The 17,963-nt window shown below is 46.2% G+C and carries 20 protein-coding genes and 1 other annotated feature; of the genes, 8 read left to right on the top strand and 12 right to left on the bottom strand.

From position 1 onward, the window contains the following. Positions 1–105 (bottom strand): alpha/beta-type small acid-soluble spore protein (locus A6049_RS34155; protein WP_236703616.1); only part of this gene is annotated, 105 nt, incomplete at its 3' end. 120 nt (positions 106–225) lie between these two features. Here A6049_RS34155 and A6049_RS18795 point away from each other — a divergent pair. Then, positions 226–423 carry a hypothetical protein gene (locus A6049_RS18795; protein WP_063566137.1) on the top strand — a complete coding sequence of 66 codons (198 nt, stop codon included), beginning with the start codon at positions 226–228 and terminating at the stop codon, positions 421–423. A gap of 110 nt (positions 424–533) precedes the next feature. Here A6049_RS18795 and trpS read toward each other — a convergent pair whose 3' ends face one another. Continuing rightward, a complete protein-coding gene (gene trpS, locus A6049_RS18800) occupies positions 534–1,526 on the bottom strand; it encodes a tryptophan--tRNA ligase (RefSeq protein WP_063566138.1) in 993 nt (330 codons plus the stop codon). A 64-nt stretch (positions 1,527–1,590) separates the two neighbouring features. After that, positions 1,591–1,856, bottom strand: a binding site (T-box leader). 249 nt (positions 1,857–2,105) lie between these two features. On the opposite strand from trpS, the gene A6049_RS18805 reads away from it, so the two are divergent. Both A6049_RS18805 and A6049_RS18810 read left to right on the top strand, forming a co-directional pair. After that, entirely contained in the window at positions 2,106–3,080 is a 975-nt protein-coding gene (locus A6049_RS18805) for an aldose 1-epimerase (RefSeq protein ID WP_063566139.1), read from the top strand. A 201-nt stretch (positions 3,081–3,281) separates the two neighbouring features. Continuing rightward, positions 3,282–3,515, top strand: a complete 234-nt coding sequence (locus tag A6049_RS18810) for an alpha/beta-type small acid-soluble spore protein (protein ID WP_063566140.1) — start codon at positions 3,282–3,284, stop codon at positions 3,513–3,515. 78 nt (positions 3,516–3,593) lie between these two features. Here A6049_RS18810 and A6049_RS18815 read toward each other — a convergent pair whose 3' ends face one another. Together A6049_RS18815 and A6049_RS18820 are read right to left on the bottom strand one after the other, a co-directional pair. Beyond that, a complete protein-coding gene (locus tag A6049_RS18815; RefSeq protein ID WP_063566141.1) occupies positions 3,594–4,007 on the bottom strand; it encodes a hypothetical protein in 414 nt (137 codons plus the stop codon). Positions 4,008–4,279: 272 nt separating this feature from the next. Next, positions 4,280–6,079, bottom strand: a complete 1,800-nt coding sequence (locus A6049_RS18820; RefSeq protein ID WP_063566142.1) for a M3 family oligoendopeptidase — start codon at positions 6,077–6,079, stop codon at positions 4,280–4,282. A gap of 118 nt (positions 6,080–6,197) precedes the next feature. Here A6049_RS18820 and A6049_RS32395 point away from each other — a divergent pair, with 118 nt between their 5' ends. Continuing rightward, positions 6,198–6,368, top strand: coding sequence for a YycC family protein (locus A6049_RS32395; protein WP_064506463.1), 171 nt, complete (start codon positions 6,198–6,200; stop codon positions 6,366–6,368). Continuing rightward, positions 6,365–6,598: a hypothetical protein gene (locus A6049_RS18825; protein ID WP_063566143.1), complete on the top strand. Its 234-nt coding sequence runs from the start codon at positions 6,365–6,367 to the stop codon at positions 6,596–6,598. Before A6049_RS32395 ends, A6049_RS18825 begins: the two co-directional genes overlap by 4 nt. A gap of 17 nt (positions 6,599–6,615) precedes the next feature. Here the strand turns inward: A6049_RS18825 and A6049_RS18830 are convergent, their stop codons facing one another. Beyond that, complete coding sequence (locus A6049_RS18830) at positions 6,616–7,347, bottom strand: DUF2225 domain-containing protein (RefSeq protein ID WP_063566144.1); 732 nt, start codon at positions 7,345–7,347, stop codon at positions 6,616–6,618. A 36-nt stretch (positions 7,348–7,383) separates the two neighbouring features. Next, positions 7,384–7,761 (bottom strand): globin domain-containing protein, encoded by a 378-nt coding sequence (locus A6049_RS18835; protein WP_024634405.1) that lies wholly within the window; start codon positions 7,759–7,761, stop codon positions 7,384–7,386. 562 nt (positions 7,762–8,323) lie between these two features. Between A6049_RS18835 and ylbJ the strand changes: the two genes are divergently transcribed. Further along, positions 8,324–9,577, top strand: coding sequence for a sporulation integral membrane protein YlbJ (gene ylbJ / locus A6049_RS18840; RefSeq protein ID WP_063566145.1), 1,254 nt, complete (start codon positions 8,324–8,326; stop codon positions 9,575–9,577). A 104-nt stretch (positions 9,578–9,681) separates the two neighbouring features. Next, the gene (locus tag A6049_RS18845; RefSeq protein ID WP_024634403.1) at positions 9,682–10,485 is read left to right on the top strand and encodes an NAD kinase; all 804 of its coding nucleotides are present in this window, start codon (positions 9,682–9,684) and stop codon (positions 10,483–10,485) included. 29 nt (positions 10,486–10,514) lie between these two features. On the opposite strand, the gene A6049_RS18850 is transcribed toward A6049_RS18845, so the two are convergent. Then, positions 10,515–10,916 (bottom strand): YutD family protein, encoded by a 402-nt coding sequence (locus A6049_RS18850; RefSeq protein WP_240321485.1) that lies wholly within the window; start codon positions 10,914–10,916, stop codon positions 10,515–10,517. After that, positions 10,913–11,812, bottom strand: a complete 900-nt coding sequence (gene lipA, locus A6049_RS18855) for a lipoyl synthase (RefSeq protein ID WP_063566146.1) — start codon at positions 11,810–11,812, stop codon at positions 10,913–10,915. The genes A6049_RS18850 and lipA overlap by 4 nt, the downstream gene beginning before the upstream one ends. Positions 11,813–12,015: 203 nt before the next feature. Here lipA and A6049_RS18860 point away from each other — a divergent pair, with 203 nt between their 5' ends. Then, a complete protein-coding gene (locus A6049_RS18860) occupies positions 12,016–13,086 on the top strand; it encodes a M23 family metallopeptidase (protein WP_063566147.1) in 1,071 nt (356 codons plus the stop codon). A 122-nt stretch (positions 13,087–13,208) separates the two neighbouring features. Here A6049_RS18860 and yunB read toward each other — a convergent pair whose 3' ends face one another. From yunB to zwf, 4 genes are all read right to left on the bottom strand, one after another. After that, the gene (yunB, locus tag A6049_RS18865; protein WP_063566148.1) at positions 13,209–14,084 is read right to left on the bottom strand and encodes a sporulation protein YunB; all 876 of its coding nucleotides are present in this window, start codon (positions 14,082–14,084) and stop codon (positions 13,209–13,211) included. A 211-nt stretch (positions 14,085–14,295) separates the two neighbouring features. Further along, complete coding sequence (gene fsa / locus A6049_RS18870) at positions 14,296–14,940, bottom strand: fructose-6-phosphate aldolase (RefSeq protein WP_024632668.1); 645 nt, start codon at positions 14,938–14,940, stop codon at positions 14,296–14,298. Between the two features lie 87 nt (positions 14,941–15,027). Continuing rightward, positions 15,028–15,921 carry a phosphogluconate dehydrogenase (NAD(+)-dependent, decarboxylating) gene (gene gnd, locus A6049_RS18875; RefSeq protein ID WP_063566149.1) on the bottom strand — a complete coding sequence of 298 codons (894 nt, stop codon included), beginning with the start codon at positions 15,919–15,921 and terminating at the stop codon, positions 15,028–15,030. Between the two features lie 394 nt (positions 15,922–16,315). Continuing rightward, complete coding sequence (gene zwf / locus A6049_RS18880; protein WP_063566150.1) at positions 16,316–17,770, bottom strand: glucose-6-phosphate dehydrogenase; 1,455 nt, start codon at positions 17,768–17,770, stop codon at positions 16,316–16,318. Between the last annotated feature and the right edge of the window lie 193 nt (positions 17,771–17,963).

The following is a 17,963-nucleotide window of genomic DNA, read 5'->3' on the forward strand; positions in this document are numbered from 1 at the left end:
TGGGATAGTTACACCCAGTTCTTGTGCAGCTTCGATTTTCAATTGTTGCAGTGCTGAGTTTGCTTGAGGTACCACCAAGTTGTTAGAACGAGATCCTTGAGCCATATTTAAAATCTCCCTTCAATCTGTGTCTGTAATGTAATTGCAAGCTTGCAAGATTATTATGGCTCGTGCGCTTCAGGTTATACGGAATTTCATCAAATTTCTATATGGAGGTTTTTCCCAATGAGCAAAGGTTTATCGCTATGGTTTGCATTCTCTTCGATTATGTTGTTAGCGGTTACGGCGATTATGATCTCTTACTCCGGCTGGTTGGCTACGCTGCTGTTTGTCGTGTCCGTTGCCAACATCGGCTGGGGATTCGTTATTCGTGCAAAAAAAGAGCGTCGTGAAGCACGTACCACCTCGGAAACCGCCTCTTGACCGGTAAACTTCATAGGTATAGTACGAAACGATAATAAAGAGGAGCCCCATCAGGGCTCCTCTTTATTATGTGAACGATTCATCTACTTTAAGTTACTTGCCTCGTCCAACTACAACGTACGTCTAGGAACAAACCCCATACGTTCTTTAACCGCATTAAGTGTCTGAGAAGCCACCGCTTCTGCCCGACGAGCTGAAGTTTCCAGGATGTCTGCTAATTCGCCAGACTCACGAATCTCACGATACCGTTCCTGTAAAGGTTCAATAACGGATACGACCACTTCAGCCAGTTCTTTTTTGAACGGACCATACATTTTGCCTTCATAGCGCTCCGCTACTTCTTTCAATGACAGACCTGCGCATTCAGCGTAGATACTCATCAGGTTGCTGACCTCAGGTTTGTTTGCCGGATCATATACAACTTCACGACCGGAATCGGTTGTGGCACGACTGATTTTTTTGCGGATGACATCTGGCGGATCAAGCAAGGCAATGTAGCTGCCTGCATTGGGATTACTTTTGCTCATTTTGGAAGATGCATCATCCAGTGACATTACACGAGCACCCACCTGTGGAATATAAGGGTCTGGAATCGTGAAATACTCACTATAACGGTGGTTAAAACGTCCCGCCAGATCGCGTGTCAGTTCCAGATGCTGCTTCTGATCCTCTCCTACAGGCACAAGATCAGCATTATACAGCAAAATATCAGCAGCCATTAATGAAGGATAGACAAACAGCCCGGCGCCAACGGAATCTTTACCGGATGATTTGTCCTTGAACTGAGTCATGCGTTCGAGCTCGCCCATCGATGTCAGTGTAGTCATCAACCAGCCCAATTCCGCGTGCTGCGGTACATGGGATTGCAGAAACACATTGGATTTCGTAGGATCGATTCCTGCTGCGATGAATAAGGCAGCTACCGCCTCAGATTGCTCACGCAGCGCTGCTGGCTCTTGAGCTACCGTTACAGCGTGAAGATCAACCACCATGAAGTGACATTGGTAGTCATGCTGCAATTTCACAAAGTTCTTAATTGCTCCGATGTAGTTGCCCAATGTGAGCTTGCCACTCGGCTGAATTCCCGAAAGTACTGTTTTCATTTCACATAACGCCTCCTATTTGTTTTGTTCCTATTCTCCGCGAACGCAAAAAGGCCCCACATCCGCAAGGGACGTGAGACCGTGGTGCCACCCTTATTCGCATTTCTCCATTCCTCTAGACCTGATTAAATCATGTAGAAGAAATGCCTTCATTTCTCCGTAACGTGGAGTATACGTCCAATTCTACTAAGGATAGCCCAAGATCAGACTTCGCCTGTTCAAACCAGCACTCAAGGGTCCATTCGGTAAAGAGTTCACACCGGTTCACATCACCCACCGGCTTTCTGAAGAGAGTTCTCTTGGCTTACTTGTCCCTGTCATCGCTTTGCTTATCATTCATTGGATAAAACGCATCGTTCAGAATACCATCTTAATCCGCACGAAGCAGAATGTCAAAATGGGAATAGCTTTTTTTACCCACTTAACAGAAATCTGTTATGATGGAATTGCTTATCCTAATCACCAGCATTCATTCGGTATGCTAATGGGATAAGTGGCATGTACACAATGACACGCCTGCAACGGCAGATAGGAATGGTCGTTTGCAGACAGATTTCAAGTGGGAAAAGGAGCATCGATATGAAAAAAGTGACCAAAGGCCAATGGAATGGTTACGACACGTATATCCTACATAGCCGTGAATTGGAGATTACCCTGCTGCCACGTCTTGGAAATAATATTATTTCGATTCGCGATTTAGTGCAGGGCCGCGATGTCGTTCGCAGTCCGGAAGAAGACGAACTTGCCTTTTATTTGCAGAAGCCGTATCACTTCGGCGTTCCGCTTCTTGTTCCGCCAGGCCGCATTCATCGAGGACAATTCGAATATGAGGGAGTTCATTACCAATTCGATCAGAATACGGCCAATGACAACCATATTCACGGCCTCCACCGCAGCCAGTCCTGGTGTGTCAGCGACATCGAAGAAGATGAAGATGGCTGTGCAATTACAACGGAATTATTAACTGAAAATGAAAAGCATTGGATGGCTCAATTTCCAATTCCTTTGAAGCTTGAGATGACGTTCAGACTACAAAACGCGGTGTTAAGCCAGCGTCTGCGTGTGACCAATCTGAGCTCTACTCCTGCTCCTTTTGGAATGGGATATCATACATGGTTTCTGCTTGACGGCAAACCTGCCGAATGGTCACTTCAACTTCCTGTGTCCGGAATTTACGCTCAGAATGAAGAACAACTGCCTACTGGTGAGATTGAATCTCTCGGAGAATGGTCTTCTTTGAACGAAGGCATGAACATGCAAGGACGAAACTGGGATACCATTTTGAAAGCTGCCGAAGGGCAACCAGCAGTAGCTCACTTGCGCAGACAGGATGGATATACGCTGAAATATTCAGCGGATGAGGCATATTTCAAACATTGGGTCCTCTTTACAAAGGGCGAATCCGATCAATTTCTATGCATTGAACCTTATACCTGGCTTCCTGATGCACCCAATTTGAATTTAACAGACGAGCAAACGGGACTGATTCGTCTAGAACCTAAACAGCCCGTTGAGCTATTTACACGTATTGAGATTGTTCCGCCAACCGAGTAGTAATCTTGTACTCTCAGGGATCTTCTAGGGAACATAACCCCTATTTTTTCCTTTTATTCTACGTAGCCGATCCATACTGGGTCGGCTTTTTTCATGTTATATCTCATTTCTATTATCCAAATTTTCCCTTACGCCATATCATGCATATTTCCTCATTCTCTAACCATACTAACATCACCAAGCCATAAGGAGGTGACACACATGTACGGAGGTCAAAACCAAGGTAGCGGAAGCCGCTCCAACAATCTGGTTGTTCCCCAAGCAAACGCAGCATTGCAACAATTGAAAATTGAAGCTGCACAAGAGCTGGGTGTAACTATTCCCCAAGACGGTTACTACGGTAACTACACTTCCCGTGAGACAGGTTCTCTGGGTGGTTACATCACTAAACGTCTGGTCCAAATCGCTGAGCAGCAATTATCGGGTCGTTCGTAAGCTCGTAATTTGTGCTCGTATATGCAACAACAAAAAGCGGCCTTCCTCGGAAGTGCCGCTTTCCTGTGCTCATCACAATTATGAAGACGACTCCATGCCTGAATCCATGTATGTATTGGTTCTTGGATAACGAATCATCAGGTTCGCCATATTATAGTTGGACTCCATCGTGGCATCAACCAAAATCATGCCTTGTCTTACCGTAAAATCATATGCAATTTCTCCATGAGTCCAATTTCGCTTGAATTTCAAAGTTTCCAGTGCCATTGCGCGGAAAGAAGAGCGCTGGGTTTCGTTTAATCCACCGTCCTCCACTTCCATTTGACCGTCTCGTCCGGTTATCGGATTATGTCGAATCCCAAACTTCCCAATTACATTATTTCGTATTTGCACAAAAACCACACCTGAATCTAACCCTGATAATTCATGATCAAGCTCTTTGAACACCAAATCCAACTGTCGTGCTAATGAAAGCTGGTCAATTTTTACCATAACGCTCCTCCTTTATGCACTTCATCCTACAAAACAAGGACTTACGACTCATTATATGACAACAAATGTGGTCATTCAACAAAGTCAAACAAACTTGGGTAATTATAACTATAATTTGCACAATTAATTGCCATTTTGCGTCCTTTTAGCGAGTTATTTCTCTCAATTGCGACAAAATATTTAGTGGGACCTTAACTTAAAAAAACACAAAAAGGGCCGCAACCCCGTATGCATTTACACAGGATTGCAGCCTCATTTCATATATAGGAATACTATTTTGCGGATTCTGTCATCTCAAGAAATTGATCAATATCGGCAATGACCAGGTTCGCTGCATTTTGCCAGAAATCAGGTTGTGTGAGATCAGTACCCAGATGTTTCTGAGCCAGTTCTTCTACCGTCATTCGGCCTGTATCTCGCAACAAATCATCGTATTTATCGGCAAATGCCGTGCCTTCCTCCTGCGCTCTAGCGTAGATGCCTGCACTGAACATATATCCGAACGTATACGGGAAATTGTAGAATGGTACACCTGTCAGATAGAAATGCAGCTTGGAAGCCCAGAAATGCGGATGATCAGATGCAAGCGCACCACAGAACGCTTCTTGCTGTGCTTCCACCATCAGTTTGGACAACTCATCTGCATTTACCAAACCTTGTTTGCGTTGCTCATAGAAGCGATTTTCGAACAGGAAACGAGCGTGAATATTCATGAAGAACGCAACGCTTCGTTGAATCTTGTCTTCGAGCAGAGCAAGCTTCTCTTGCTCATCCGTTGCTGCCTGAACCAGTGCATCAGCTACAATCAACTCAGCAAAGGTAGATGCCGTTTCCGCCACATTCATGGCGTAGCGTTGATTCAAGGCTGGCAGTTCTTCCATAATGTGCTGATGATATCCGTGACCAAGTTCATGGGCAAGTGTCGACACATTCGACGGCGTCCCAGAGAAGGTCATGAAAATACGTGTTGCTTTGCTGAGTGGCAAGGACGTACAGAATCCCCCTGGACGCTTGCCAGGACGGTCCTCTGCTTCGATCCAACGTTTCTCAAACGCCATCTCTGCAAATTTGGAAAGTTTGGGACTGAACTTGGCGAATTGATCAACAATATTGATGGCTGCCTCGTCATATGTGACTTTTCCACCCGACTTGCCTACGGGTGCATCAACGTCACTCCAACTGAGTTTCTCTACTCCAAGCAGTTTCGCCTTGCGCTCCAAATATCGAACCAACGCAGGTTTGGCACCATTAATTACATCCCACATCGTATCAAGCGTCTGACGCGACATCCGGTTGATCGCCAAAGGTTCCTTGAGAATATCATCCCAGCCGCGCTTCTCATACAATTTGAGACGGAAGCCTGCGAGATGGTTTAATGTATCTGCACAGAAGTCTTCGACATCGGTCCAAGCTTGTTCCCAATTGGCGAATACAGTCTCGCGTACATTCCGGTCACTGTCGCTCAGCTTGTTGGAAGCCTGGCCTGCGGACAGCATAACCGTTTCACCATTTTGCTCAAAGGGAATGTTAACCTTGCTCACAATGGTGTTATAGAATTTGCCCCAGCCATGGTAACCATCGACGCCCAAATCAAGCGCAAGACCTTCAAGCTCAGGAGACAGTTTCTCACGAGCTTGCGTGCGGCTCTCATTCAATGCAAAGGCAAGCGGCTGAATATCCTCCCGAGCAATCCATGCTTCCCATACAGAGTCTGTCGTTTGGCTAAGCGTATTATCGAATTGGGACTTGGTACTGTTCAACATCGCGCCAAGAGAACTCATGGTTCCCTGAAGCTGAACTGCTTTTTTATCATTTTGGTTTTGTGAAGAAAGACAGGACACAAATGCGGACCCTTCCGAAATTCGGATATAACAGCTCTGAAGCAGTTCAAGGATCGGATCAAATGCATTCGTTTCTTCCAGCGACTTGGGTGCAGGTGTTTCTTTCAAAAGAGCTTGCAGCTTGCGTACATCCTGCTCCAGCTCAATCAAATACGCAGCGAACGACTCGGAGGCAGAACCTCCACTAAAAATGGACTCCAGATCCCAGACGGGTTGTAATGGTGTTTTCATTTAAATAAGGCACCTCTCTCAGTAGAATGGATAATTAACCTTGAATTAGAACTGGTTTTATAAGCGCTATATCTCTATACTAGAGAAATAGTTTAAGCTATTTTCAGGAGGTAATCGTATGAAACCTTTACAAGTCTCGGCTGACACAGCCGTCAAATTAGCAGAATCCCTGGGTGTTCCCCTCGAACATCTGATGCATATGCCGCAGCATATTCTGATGCAGAAAATCGCCGAGTTGGCCAAAGAAGAAGCGGCTAAACCTGCCTCTACGGAAGGCGAGCAAGAATGATCCCCTTTGAGAACAGCTGGCCTTACGATATTGTAATGGGGGACATTTATGTACAGCAATGTCCGTACTGCCATGCAAACAATGTACTGCTGCCGCTCAAACCGAAGGAGCTTGTACGCATTCGCGAAGGAAAAAAGAAATTGCTGGTCTTTCCTTGTTGTAATGCCAGCATGACCGTGATCGACAACGATAGTGATTACCTGCTGTCCAGTCGTCCTGTCCGCAATTAGAGAACAACTGTCACTTATCAAATGGGGCTGCGTTTCGCAGCCTCTTTGTCTGCTTCAATCATTTCATCTGGCAATTCCAGCTTGCTCGAAATCATCTGTTCCCGCAGTAATGCCCACTGCTCTCGCGAAGCTCGAATCATGGCAGCATCGGTAATGCGCTTGTCATGAATAACCCTGCCGAACCATTTTACAGCCTCATGGAATCGACCTACCCTGCGGTTCAACTCTCCCAACAGATAAAGAAGCTTGGCTTCATTCCCGCCAGTACCTTCCCGTTCATAAACCTTTACATAAGCCTCAAGGCTAAATTCAAGAAAACGGTTTTCCTGGGTATGATCCTCCATGTACCGATACAGCCAGGCAATATGATGCAGCAGACCCGCAACGACACGATCTTTCTCCTGAATAACCTGCGCAACCAACAGTCCAAGCTTGTACGAATCCATCGCCTGTTCCAGTGTCCGTGCTCCGCTATAGTCTCGTTTCACCCAACGATTGCCGATCTGCTCCTTAAAAGCCTTTCGCTGTTTATCGTTTAATTGTTCTGTCGAATTCTCTGTCGAAGCAAATCCACACTCAGGACAAATTCGAACAACATAGAAATCCGGATTTTCCCGCTTGTAGTACGCACAAAAATCGGAATCCGTCCGATATGGCCGTTTTAAGCTTGGTCTTACGCGTGAGGTATCATACTCAGTCTCGCAATAATGACACTTCACCTTTACCTTATACAGAGGCTCTAATTCCACTCATTCCATCCCTCTCCCATAAGCTTGTAATCGGAACTAAGGTGTATTCACAAAATGATGTGCTGGCCCCGACAATCGCTGCAGGACGAAAGAATGTAACGGCTCTTCCACACCAACTTGTGTCAACGCCTGATCCATACATGCAAGCCAAGCTTCTGCCCGTTCAACTGTCACTTCAAAGTGCATATGGCGGGCACGCATCATCGGATGACCAAAAGCTTCGGAAAACAATGCAGGACCACCGAAGAACTGAGACAAAAACATGTATTGCTTGTCGATTACCGGCTGAATATTCTCCGGAAAAAGAGGTGCCAGCTTCTCATTCTGCTGAACAATCGGATAGAAAGCTTCGACCAGTGCACGAACGCCTGCCTCTCCACCAAGATTGTCGTAGATGCTCAAACTAGGATTCATTCCGCTTTTCCCTCCTTTCAGATGTCGAATTTTGACATATATTACACTCCCATGCTTAATTATGAAAGGAGATTGAAGAACAAGGCCACGAACGCCTTTATCTTCATTCTATCAAAAAAATCCCAAAAGTCCTATATAACATGAAAGGATTATGGTCCCACATAGCCATGACTCATACAGGTCTATCTCGTGCTGAAGGCACAAAAAAAGCGCCAAACAAGAGGTTTGGCGCACCAGATATTTCATTAATAACTTCGCCAGTCCTCTTCTTCAGAGCGCACAAGCGAGGCACGTATAACATAAACAAAAGCACAAACCAGGATTCCGGTGACAAGACTCATAATCATCACTCCATCCGATTTAATTCCACCTTCAAGGTAATTAGGTGACGTTCAGGCGTTTTTATCATTTTAGCATACATCTCTTAAAAACACAGCCACTTTTGCAAGCGCTTTCTAAACATTAATTTGTACTGTTTGTCCGCTTTGTCTCATATATTGATAGCAAAAGCACCTGCGTTCTGCTGCACACTGACCATTCCAAAAATAAAGGAGAAGAATTCATGGCCGCTTCACAACGAATCACCCATGTCCTGATCCCACTAGCTCTCCTGATCCTGTGTGTGTTGATGGTGCTGTTTCCTGCGGAAACCTGGCATGCAGGTGTACGTGGACTATCCATTTGGTGGGACGTGCTGTTTCCCTCCCTTTTTCCCTTTCTGGTGCTCTCCGAGCTGCTTCTTGGCTTCGGCATTGTTCATTTTTTGGGTACACTCTTAAATCCATTGATGCGTCCGCTATTTCGCGTTCCCGGAAGCGGCGGCTTTGTGTTTGCCGTCAGTTGCGCCTCCGGTTATCCCACTGGAGCCAAATTGACTGCACAATTGTGGGAACAAAAATTGCTTACTCGGGAAGAAGGTGAACGCCTCGTTGCTTTCACCACATCATCCGATCCCATCTTCATGATTGGAGCCGTATCGGTCGGTTTTTTTCATAATGTAGCTATTGCTCCCATACTGGTCACATCACATTATGGTGCTGCATTTCTTGTGGGCCTGCTCATGCGGTTCCATGGCGGCATCTCCGCAAAGGATAAACAGCCGAACAACAACTCTCCCTCCGACTCTGAGGAGGTACACAAAAACAGACTGCTCCGAGCCATTTATGCCATGCACGAGGCAAGAAAGGCTGATGGACGGGCATTTGGTGAATTGCTGCGCCAGGCAGTCTCCTCATCCCTTCGCCTTATTATTATCGTAGGAGGGTTAGTTGTATTCTTCTCCGTTATGATGGAATTACTCGTTCAAACTGGATGGCTAGGCGGGTTATACGCCATTACGGAACAACTGCTTTTATATACAGGATTCCCCCCTGCCTTATCCCACAGCCTCGTAGGCGGATTATTTGAAGTCACTTTGGGAGCTAAAGAAGCAGGAGGGGCGGGCATATCCATTCCGCTCGTGTACAAAGCTGCTGCTGTTGCATTTGTCCTCTCCTGGGGAGGATTATCCGTTCACGCCCAGATCATGAGTGTCCTGAGCAACACACCGATGAGATATGGCCCCTTTCTGTTTGCCAGAGCAATCCATGCTCTCATTGCACCCATACTTGTACTTTTGTTATGGATGCCGATGATGGGTGATTCAGATTGGCCTGTTTTGTTCCAAACCGGTGCCAAATCAGAATTATTTTCGTATACACCAGACTGGGGACAGATCTTTTTTTCGGGAGTAGGTGTACTTGGAGGCGTATTACTTTTCCTGCTGATACTTTCTCTACTAAGTCCCTTTTTCTTACCTCGACGTATAAAAAAATAAGCCCTCCTGTGCGTTTATATACAACTGAATATCAATCCAACGTTGTGTTCTTCCCTGGAATTGATTATCATCGGTAGTATAATGACCACAAAGGAGCTTTCATCTTGAGATACTATGTTCAAGACCGCGGAGACCAGTTATCGATTGATCTCAGTCAGCAGTTTCATGCGCTGGCAAAAGAGGAAGGGTTTAAGCTGGATGCAGAATCGCCGGAGATTGTCATCTCCATCGGAGGCGATGGTACGATGCTGCAAGCATTTCACAATTTCATCGACCGCATCCCGGACATTGCTTTTGTTGGGGTTCATACAGGCCATCTCGGCTTTTATGCCGATTGGAAGAAGGAAGAATTACGTGAATTGGTTCGATTGATGAGCGGCAAAGGCGACCCGGAACGACTCAAACCACGAATTGTGGAGTATCCACTGCTGGAGCTTGAGATTCGTAAAAAGTCGGGCAATACCTCTTATATCGCACTGAACGAATTTACGTTAAAAGGTGTAGACGGTACAGTCGTTGCTCAGGTCGACATTAATGACGTGACGTTTGAGATGTTCCGGGGAGACGGTATCTGTGTATCAACACCTTCAGGCAGTACGGCATACAACAAGGCGCTTGGCGGCGCTATGGTGCATCCCACAATCGAGGCTATTCAGATCGCCGAGATTGCTTCGATTAATAACCGCGTCTATCGGACGCTGGGTTCACCGGTTATTTTGCCCAAGCATCATCACTGTGATATCTTCTCACGCAAGGATCAGCGGTTGCTGCTTACCATTGACCACGTAAACGTTATGGTGGAAGATCTCATATCCGTACGCTGCCAGGTGGCCCGTCACAAGGTCAGTTTTGCCCGTTTCCGGCCCTATCCGTTTTGGAACAGAGTTCGCACAGCTTTTTTGGACTAAAATATACGCAACAAAAAAAGCGGTCCTTCTCAGGAACCGCTTTTTGCTTTGGCTTGAGGCTGATCTTTGCTCTTCTGAAGCACAAAGTACGCACAGCCAAAGTTGCAATATTCATTGATATAGTCCACCATGCTGGAGATCGTGGAATCCTTCGTTGCTTTGGGATGGTTGTCCCGGTAAAAACCTTTCAACCGCAGCTGGCTGTAACCCCAGTCCCCAATAATGTAATCGTACCGCTCCAGCACTTCGCTGTAACGGTCACGGAAGACTTCAGGATTCCAGCCTTCTTTGTGGTTTTGTACGATTTCATAATTCTTTCCGCCGATTTGAACAATAACCGGTTCTTGGGGTTTGTCCTGAGCCGATTCTTGGGCTAATTCCTGAACCTGTTCTGTGCTATTATCTTCTTCCAATCCGGTATCCTCCATCATGCGTGTGTTGCCGCCTGTTCAGCATGTTTTGTAGCAGATTTTACCTGTTCGTGCGCACGGTAGGAACTACGTACCATCGGTGCAGATTCAACGTGGCTGAATCCACGCTTTAGTCCTTCCTGCTTCAATGCTGCGAACTCTTCTGGCGGATAGTACTTCTCCACAAACAGATGTTTCTCTGATGGCTGCAGGTATTGACCAATCGTCATAATATCACAATCCACAGCTCGCAAATCATCCATCGTTTGCAGAATTTCATGATATTCTTCCCCTACACCAAGCATGATGCTCGATTTCGTCGGGATATTTGGCTGCATTTCCTTGGCACGAGCAAGCAGTTCGAGTGAACGCTTGTATTTCGCCTTGGCACGGACTCTGTCCGATAGCCGCTCTACTGTCTCAATGTTATGATTCAAGATGTCCGGTTTGACATCCATCACAATCTGCAAGGAATCCCGGTCACCCAAAAAGTCCGGAATCAGCACTTCTACGCTACATAAAGGCAAACGACGACGAACGGCCTTCACCGTCTCCGCAAAAATCGTCGCTCCTCCATCCTTCAGGTCGTCACGCGCCACGCTCGTAATTACGCAGTGCTGCAGATTCATCTGTTCTGCCGCTTCTGCCACGCGTTCTGGTTCCTGCAAATCAAGTTCCGTTGGCAAGCCGGTATTTACCGCGCAAAAACGGCATGCCCGTGTGCAAATGTCGCCCAAAATCATAAAAGTAGCCGTCCGATTAGCCCAACATTCGTAAATATTCGGGCACCGTGCTTCCTCACATACTGTATGCAGCGTTTTGGAACGCATCATCGTTTTCATTTCCTGATAGTTATCGCCGGTTGTCAATTTGATCCGAATCCAGTCCGGTTTCGGTTCTTTAACACGTTTAGCCAATGCATAAACCTTCTTTCTACTGAAGTTAGGCTGTTGCTCGGAACATATTATACCATGAAAGCGCTGGAAAAACCCCCATTTGTCACATCTTGTGCATTCATGTCTTACATGGATAAAATGAAGACTTTTGAAGAACGCTAGGTTATAGCTTGGTTCACCGGGCACCATGTGCATCATCTCATTGGAAAGGGGGCTGCTTCCCTGTGCAAGATCGCTTTACATCGCGGTTAACTTATTCCTTTTGGATCAAAACATTACTTGCAGGCACACTGCTTCTCCCATTCTTGCCTGTTGATGTTTACGGTGAACCCACCGCCGCTGATTCCAAACCTCAGGCTGTAGAGCAAAAACCAGCGGACATTTTCGCATCGCGCCGACATCTATATGAAAGCATTGGTCAGATGACCCAAATTCCCTGGTACAGGCTCGCAGCGATTGATCAATATGAACGAACCATCTCGCGTGCTCATCCGAAAGATCGTAAACATCCGGAACGGCTGACCGGCATATTCATGACCTCCCCAGCCTGGAGAGGCTGGCTAAATCCGAATGAAACGGATCAACAACCGGGTTCCATTGTTTTTTTCAATGGATATGGTCGTGACGGTTCTGGTGATGGCGTAGCAGATGCCAATAATGACCTGGACGTACTTTACAGCATGGCTTCCATTGTTCAGAATTATGGGAACAAGCCGGAGGACTTCAACATCGCTCTGTGGGAATATTATCATAACTCCCGGGCTGTGCAGCGCATTCAGCAATTCGCGAAATTATATGAGCATTTTGACAGCCTCGATCTCTTTGGTCACGCCTTTCCCGTCCCTCTCGGAACCAACTATTCATATCGCAGCACCTGGGGAACCAAACGCAGTTGGGGCGGGTACCGTATTCATGAGGGCACAGATATTTTTGCACCGCATGGCCTGCCTGTGCGCAGTACCTGTTACGGTGTCGTGGAAATCAAAGGCTGGAATCCGTTTGGCGGCTGGCGTATCGGTATTCGTGATCTGAACAACCATTACCACTATTACGCTCATCTATCCGGCTTCGACAAAAACGCCCATATCGGCGAAGTGGTTACCCCTGGTCAGGTTTTGGGCTGGGTGGGCAGTTCAGGGTATGGAAAACCAGGTACACAAGGAAAGTTTCCTCCTCATCTGCACTATGGCATCTATCGTGATAGCGGGCTGAATGAATGGTCGTTCGACCCTTACCCGAATCTGAAGCATTGGGAGCAGGAAGAACGTAAACAGAAGAAAGCCAAAAGCAAATGAGGCAAAATGAGGTTGGAATAAAGGATAAAAAGTATCTACTTAGTATTCAGATGAATTTTAATACAAAGCGGGACCTCTATCTTAGGGGCCCCTTTTTGTATTCGATATTTACCTTTGACTCATTAGTGGTTTACATCCACGTCAAGCTGCAATCCCTCATTGGGATCAGACAAATCCGGCTCAACCTCCAGTCCATTTCCGTTCAGACCGTTTGCTGGAGCCTGCTGCTGATTGGGAGAGGTTGAATTAGGCGTTCCTCCATGACCACTCGAAACACCCGTCTGACCCGATGGCAGTGCAATCGCGGGTGCATTGCTGCCGTTGCTGCCTACCGGTTTGCCCTGATTATCGTAGTAGTACATCGGCACATCCCCGACCACCAACAGGTAAGATATCGGAATTTCCGTATCAACGGTCTCAGGTTCCATGTCAAAGGGCACCACTACCGCGACTTCGGCAATGATGTGAATGTACACTTCCACCAGAATCATGTTTATACCGGCGTTCTGCTGACGGGTGTTCAGATCCACCTTGACGGCTCCCTGAGGCTCAATACGAACCGGTATACTTGGACCAAAGGATGCCAGTACCGGGCTGCCCAACGCCTGCCCCAGCGGAATTTTTTCTTTTAACATATGCACATTCTGCAAAGTGGATTGCACGATGTTCATCGTACTCGCAGTGATCCGCATATGCTCATCGTAATTCAGCATGAATCCGGACACTTTCCCAGCCGTATCGGTTTTCCAGTCAATCAATCCTTCGGTGGATTTGCCTTCGGAAACCTGCGCTGTAATCGCCTTGTTGATCGCTTCCGTTGCAATCTGCTTTACTCTGATTTTGGCCAGATGCATGATGGGTGGTTTCATTTTCTTATCCACATAGGCAAAACCCTGCATCAAACAAAACGCTGTTACCAATAAAATAATCAACCACATTTTGCGCCTGCCACTTGGCGGCTTGCGGCGTCTTCGGCTTCGCCATCGTCTTCTCATCATCGGGCGTCCCTCCCCTGCGGGATGAGCTATAGGCTATATACTATCCTTATGCACTGTTGTCCCGAAAAAGAAGGACAGCACCTGCTCGTACGGGGATATCATCACTTACAACTCAACTAAAAAAGCCTTCCACCAGCAGATTTTGTCTGCATGACGGAAGGCTTTTTAATGGAATATGGCTCTGAGGAATCAGATCCCTGTCCACATTTTATTATTTCGGAACGGACTCCCAATCTTTCAGGAAGCGCTCAATGCCGCTGTCTGTCAGCGGGTGTTTCCACAATGTTGGCAGGAGCGAACCCGGAATGGTCGCGATATGCGCACCAGAAAGAGCTGCATCCTCGACATGTTTGATATTACGGATGCTTGCTGCAATAATTTCGGAAGGCAAATCATACGTATCCAGAATGAGACGCAGATCGCGAATCAGCTTCATGCCATCCACCGCAATATCATCCAGACGGCCAACAAATGGACTGATGTATGTTGCGCCAGCTTTTGCCGCCATCAGACCCTGTGCTGCAGAGAAGATCAGCGTTACATTGGTTTTAATTCCTTTTTGGGTCAGTTCATGACAAGCATAGAGTCCATCTTCGGTCATCGGTAGTTTAATCACTACATTCGGTGCCCATTCTGCAATTTCATAAGCTTCCTTCAACATATCCTCGGCTTTAAGTCCGATCACTTCAGCACTGACCGGGCCTTTAACAACGCCACAGATCTCCTGAATCACTTCTTTAAATACGCGACCTTCTTTGGCAATCAAAGACGGGTTGGTCGTGACTCCATCCACCAGACCCAGACGTTCGATCCGTTTGATTTCTTCAACATTACCTGTATCTAAGAAAAATTTCATGATATGTTCCCTCCACTTGATGAATTTTATAAACAGCTATACTCATCATTACCCGATTATCCGTATATGTTAACAGTTATATATGAATTAATTTTTTTCTACAGCGTGACCGCCAAATTCATTACGCAATGCTGCAACAACTTTACCTGTGAACGTGTCTGTTTCCAGGGAGCGGTAACGCATCAACAGGGACAACGCGATAACTGGCGTAGCAGTTTGCAGATCAAATGCTGTTTCAACTGTCCAACGTCCTTCACCGGAAGAATGCATAACACCTTTAATTTCGTCCAGGTTAGCATCTTTGGAGAATGCACGCTCTGTCAATTCCATCAACCAAGAACGAATAACGGAACCGTTGTTCCATACGCGAGCAACTTGTTCGAAGTCGAAATCGAAGCCGCTTTTCTCCAATACGTCGAAGCCTTCACCGATGGAAGCCATCATACCGTACTCGATACCGTTGTGAACCATTTTCAGGAAGTGACCGCTACCTGCTTTACCTGCATACAGGTAACCATTTTCAACGGAAGTATCCTTGAACGCAGGCTCAACTACTGCCCAAGCTTCAGGATCGCCACCGATCATGTAACATGCGCCATTACGTGCGCCTTCCATACCGCCGGATGTACCAGCATCCATGTAGTGAATGCCTTTAGGTTTCATTTCTTCGTAACGACGGATGGACTCTTTGTAGTGCGAGTTACCCGCTTCGATGATGATGTCGCCTTTGGACAACAGTGGGCTTACTTCAGCCAGTACAGCGTCAACCACGTTGTGAGGAACCATGATCCACAATACACGTGGGGATTCAAGAGAAGCGACCATTTCAGCATAAGAAGATACGCCTGCTGCGCCGTATTCTTTCATTTCATTAACAGCTTCAGCGTTCAGGTCAAAAGCAACCACTTCATGTTTGTGGTCAATCAGGTTTCTACCCAGGTTCAATCCCATTTTACCTAATCCAATAAGTCCAAGTTTCATTGCTAAGTTCCTCCTGTTATGAACAATGTTTAAATTTCATCTTTGTTGCAGAGCACCAGACTACATTCCCGTTTCGCTGCAACCGTTCCGGTTACGGATCGTTCTTTCGATCGCTGTTGTATCCAAATTTCTTTTCATCAACCTTTAATTGATGAAATTTGGATACAAAGGCGAACGCTTCGCTTCTACAGAATCGATTTCGTCCCCTACACTACGTCGCTACTTAGGCAAATCAAGTGCGTCGGCCATCTATATTTAAAAATTTTCGCGGCCTTCCGAGTATTACCGGAAGGACTTATGCAAAATTGGAACGGTGTAATTCATAAAAATTTGTATATTATTGAGCAGAACAGACTGTAGTGTTCTCTTCTCTGATGCTGCTCTTACAATACTTTTACCACCAACGGTAGCCGTTCTCTGCAATCAGACGATCTGCTGACTCCGGTCCTTGCGAACCTGCGCTGTACGTATCAAGTGGCACACTGCCCTCCTGGAATGCTTCCAAGATCGGCTGTACCCATTGCCAAGCCAGTTCAACTTCGTTCCAGTGAGCAAAGAATGTAGAATCGCCACGCATTGCGTCAAAGATCAGGTTTTCATAAGCTTCCGGAATGTTGCGTTCACCTGAGTTGAAGCTCATATGCATAGGTTCCACTTCGCCTTGGTTGAGTGGGTTTTTCGCATTTAATTGAAGCGAGATGCTTTCTTTCGGACCAATTTCAATCGTCAGCAAGTTAGGCTCTGTTGTATTTTCGGATTCATGACCTGTTTTCAGTGGAGCCTTGAATTCAACAACAATTCTGGTTGATTTCTCAGCCAGACGTTTGCCTGTACGAATGTAAAATGGAACTTCACTCCAGAATGGATCATCGATCCACAGTCTCGCGGCAACATATGTTTCATTCTGAGAACCAGCTGGAATGTCAGGCTCGTCCAGATATCCAACAACAGAAGTACCTTGCAGTTCGCCTGCTCCATATTGGGCACGAACGACTTCGGAAGCGATATTCTCTTTCGTCAATGGACGAAGAGCTTCAGCGATCTTCTGCTTTTTGAATTGAATTTCTTCTGGTGTGCAGCGTTTTGGCAAATGCAAACCAATCATCATCAGCAACTGAAGCATATGGTTTTGGAACATGTCACGAAGGGCACCGCTTTGGTCATAATACGCGGCACGCTCTTCGACACCAACCGTTTCACTTGCTGTAATCTGTACATTTGCAATGTAACGATTGGACCACAAAGCCTGAATGACCGGATTCGCGTAAGTGAGGGTTTCAATATTTTGAACCATCGGTTTACCAAGGAAATGGTCAATACGGTAAATTTCTTCTTCCGCAAAAGTATTGCTCAATTTTTCGTTCAGATCACGAGCAGATTGCAAATCGTGTCCGAATGGTTTTTCGATGATGAGTTTCTTCCAGCCTTTGGTGTTACCCAAGCCGCTTTCTTGAATGTTCAGTGCGATTGGCTCAAAGAATTCCGGTGCAACCGACATGTAGAACATGCGATTCTCGGGAATATTGAGCTCTTGTTCACGTTTCTGAACCAGTTCCAGCAATTTGGTGTAATCTTCAAGCTTCGTATTATTTAAAGAACAATAACGAAAAGCACCAATAAAGTCGCGAACTTGAGCTTCTTCTTCCGGTGTTTGACGGGAGAAGGTATGCAATGACTTTTCGACATTCGCCTGGAAGTCAGCATCCGACAATTCACGCCGTCCAAGACCAATAACGGAGAAGGATTTCGGCATTTTCGAATCAATGTACAAATTATATAATGCAGGGTAAATCTTACGTTTGGCTAAATCGCCTGTTGCCCCGAAGAGGACAAATGTCATTGCGTCCATTGGAGTGCCTCCTGTGATCTGTGCAGTATAGTATATGATGATACAAAATGTTCAAATCCAAGCATGACAAAAGACGGAATTAGTGGGGGAGTTCCCCGCCTTACCTCCGCTTGTGTATCTGACCTGAATTAAACATGGAACATTCCTTCTCTCCACAACCTTAATCAAGGTTATAAATTGTAACCAATTGAAT

It is taken from the genome of Paenibacillus sp. O199 (assembly GCF_001636635.1).
Lineage (GTDB): Bacteria > Bacillota > Bacilli > Paenibacillales > Paenibacillaceae > Paenibacillus > Paenibacillus marchantiae.

Bases quoted from the DNA above. Each gene is read 5' to 3' on its own strand.
- A6049_RS18795 (WP_063566137.1), top strand. From the start codon at position 226: ATGAGCAAAGGTTTATCGCTATGGTTTGCATTCTCTTCGATTATGTTG.
- trpS (WP_063566138.1), bottom strand. From the start codon at position 1,526: ATGAAAACAGTACTTTCGGGAATTCAGCCGAGTGGCAAGCTCACATTG.
- A6049_RS18805 (WP_063566139.1), top strand. From the start codon at position 2,106: ATGAAAAAAGTGACCAAAGGCCAATGGAATGGTTACGACACGTATATC.
- A6049_RS18810 (WP_063566140.1), top strand. From the start codon at position 3,282: ATGTACGGAGGTCAAAACCAAGGTAGCGGAAGCCGCTCCAACAATCTG.
- A6049_RS18815 (WP_063566141.1), bottom strand. From the start codon at position 4,007: ATGGTAAAAATTGACCAGCTTTCATTAGCACGACAGTTGGATTTGGTG.
- A6049_RS18820 (WP_063566142.1), bottom strand. From the start codon at position 6,079: ATGAAAACACCATTACAACCCGTCTGGGATCTGGAGTCCATTTTTAGT.
- A6049_RS32395 (WP_064506463.1), top strand. From the start codon at position 6,198: ATGAAACCTTTACAAGTCTCGGCTGACACAGCCGTCAAATTAGCAGAA.
- A6049_RS18825 (WP_063566143.1), top strand. From the start codon at position 6,365: ATGATCCCCTTTGAGAACAGCTGGCCTTACGATATTGTAATGGGGGAC.
- A6049_RS18835 (WP_024634405.1), bottom strand. From the start codon at position 7,761: ATGAATCCTAGTTTGAGCATCTACGACAATCTTGGTGGAGAGGCAGGC.
- ylbJ (WP_063566145.1), top strand. From the start codon at position 8,324: ATGGCCGCTTCACAACGAATCACCCATGTCCTGATCCCACTAGCTCTC.
- A6049_RS18850 (WP_240321485.1), bottom strand. From the start codon at position 10,916: ATGATGGAGGATACCGGATTGGAAGAAGATAATAGCACAGAACAGGTT.
- yunB (WP_063566148.1), bottom strand. From the start codon at position 14,084: ATGATGAGAAGACGATGGCGAAGCCGAAGACGCCGCAAGCCGCCAAGT.
- fsa (WP_024632668.1), bottom strand. From the start codon at position 14,940: ATGAAATTTTTCTTAGATACAGGTAATGTTGAAGAAATCAAACGGATC.
- gnd (WP_063566149.1), bottom strand. From the start codon at position 15,921: ATGAAACTTGGACTTATTGGATTAGGTAAAATGGGATTGAACCTGGGT.
- zwf (WP_063566150.1), bottom strand. From the start codon at position 17,770: ATGGACGCAATGACATTTGTCCTCTTCGGGGCAACAGGCGATTTAGCC.